Consider the following 2,321-nt stretch of genomic DNA (forward strand, 5'->3'; position numbering starts at 1 on the left):
CAGCGCCGCCGCGGTCGCCAGCCGGGCGGCACGCGCCGACCGCATCCAGGCGGCGGGCGAGCGCTTCAAGGCTGCCGCGCGCGATCTCGCCACCGATCTGGCCGACGCATCGACGCTGGTAGTGAGCACGTCGGGGCGGATGGCCGAGCGTGCCGATCAGATCGGTGGCGCGACGGCAAACGCCGCAGCGGCGGCGTCGCAGGCGGCGGTCCATATGGCTGAAATCGCTGATCGCGGCGGCGCCCTGGCCGATTCGCTCCACGGCGTCGAGCGGCAAATGGCTGAAGCCAAGCGCGCCACGCGCGCGGCGGTCGACCTGGTGACGGGCGGCACGCGCCAGGTCGGGCAATTGGCCGGCGCGGCGGACCAGATCGGCTCGGTCACCGCGCTGATCGTCGACATCGCGCAGCGCACGACAATGCTCGCGCTCAACGCGACGATCGAGGCGGCGCGCGCCGGCGAAGCGGGGCGCGGCTTCGCGGTCGTCGCCGGAGAGGTGAAATCGCTCGCCACGCAGACCCGCGTCGCCGCCGGGAATATCGGCAAATATGTCGCGCACATTCGCCATGCGGTCGACCAGGTCTCGCTCGCCCAAGGCGGCATGGTCGATGCGGTCGGTGCGGTCGACGCGCTGTCCGATACCGTCGCCGGCGCGGTTCACGACCAGGGCGCCGCGACCCTGCACATCTCGACCAACGTCGCGGAAGCGAGCATCGCCACCGACCATATCGACCAGAGCGTGCGCGCGATCCTGGACGTCGCCAGCGCGACCGGCGATGATGCGACGCGGATGCGCGACATGGCGGACGCACTGGGCAGCAGGGCACGTTCGCTCGAAACGCACCTGACCAGCTTCCTGGCGGAACTCGAAGCCGCCTAGCCGCGCGACCTTGACTTTTTGCGCCGCAGCAAATACATGGCCGGCATCGAGGCGTACGCAGCGTGATCGAACCCGGGCTTATGGCTATGGTTCAGGCTCCGCCTCGGTCGTTTTAGCGACAGGCTTCCCAAGTCACGCGGGGTGTCATTTCTCCCCGCCGCCCGTGCGCCTTTCCGGCGCGCGAGAGGCATTTTTTGCATAAGGTTTCCATGACCAATTTCACCGATCTCGGCCTTGCCGAGCCGCTCGTTCGCGCGCTCGAAGCCAAAGGCTATTCCACGCCGACGCCGATCCAGGCGCAGGCCATTCCCTATGTGCTCGAGGGCCGCGACCTGCTCGGCATCGCGCAGACCGGCACCGGCAAGACCGCAGCGTTCGTGCTGCCGTCGATCCAGCGCCTGGTCGAGAGCGACAAGCGCGTCCTGCCGACGCATTGCCGCATGCTCGTCCTCGCCCCGACCCGCGAACTCGCCAGCCAGATCGCCGAAAGCGCGCGCGCTTATGGCAAGTTCAGCCGCATGACGGTCGCGACCGTGTTCGGCGGTACCAGCATCAACAAGAACCGCCAGGACATGAGCCGCGGCGTCGACATCTTGGTCGCCACGCCGGGCCGCCTGCTCGACCTGATCGAGCAGCGTTTCGTCAGCCTCAATCTGATCGAGACCTTGGTCCTCGATGAGGCCGATCAGATGCTCGACCTCGGCTTCATCCACGCGCTACGCAAGATCGTGAAGATGGTCCCGCGCCAGCGCCAGACCCTGTTCTTCTCGGCGACCATGCCGCAGTCGATCCGCGAGCTCGCCGATCAGTTCATCAAGGACCCGGCACTGGTTTCGATCAAGCCGGCGGCGACGACCGCCGAGCGCGTCGATCAATATGCCACCCTGGTCAACCAGGCCGAAAAGCAGGCGCTGCTGACGATGACCCTGCGCGATCCGTCATTCGAACGCGCGTTGGTCTTTACCCGCACCAAGCACGGCGCCGACCGCGTCGTCCGTCTGCTCGAAGGCAATGGCATCGCGGCCAACGCGATCCACGGCAACAAGAGCCAGGTCAATCGTGAGCGCGCACTCGCTGCGTTCAAGTCGGGCGACGTCAAGGTGTTGGTTGCGACCGATATCGCCGCGCGCGGCATCGACGTGTCGGGCGTCAGCCACGTGATCAATTTCGAGCTGCCCAACGTACCCGAGCAGTACGTCCACCGCATCGGCCGCACCGCGCGTGCGGGCAATGATGGCATCGCGATCAGCTTCGTGGCGGACGACGAGCGTCCGTACCTGCGCGACATCGAGAAGCTTATCCGCCAGAAGGTGCCGCTGAAGGCGCTGCCGGAGAATTTCCTGGCCGAGGCGGCGAAGATCGTCTCGACCCGGTCGAAGCAATCGGTCACCGCGCAGCAGGAACGCGACGAGCGTCCGCGCGGCCCGCGTGGCGTTCGCCC

General features: G+C 67.3%; 2 protein-coding genes. Both read left to right on the top strand.

What is annotated here, in order from left to right:
• A partial coding sequence (locus tag SAS01S_RS21845) for a methyl-accepting chemotaxis protein (protein WP_066813317.1) occupies positions 1-880 on the top strand: 880 nt, incomplete at its 5' end.
• 209 nt (positions 881-1,089) lie between these two features.
• On the top strand, positions 1,090-2,321 hold a 1,232-nt coding region (locus tag SAS01S_RS21850), incomplete at its 3' end, for a DEAD/DEAH box helicase (RefSeq protein WP_066813323.1).

The organism is Sphingomonas asaccharolytica NBRC 15499 (assembly GCF_001598355.1).
Lineage (GTDB): Bacteria > Pseudomonadota > Alphaproteobacteria > Sphingomonadales > Sphingomonadaceae > Sphingomonas > Sphingomonas asaccharolytica.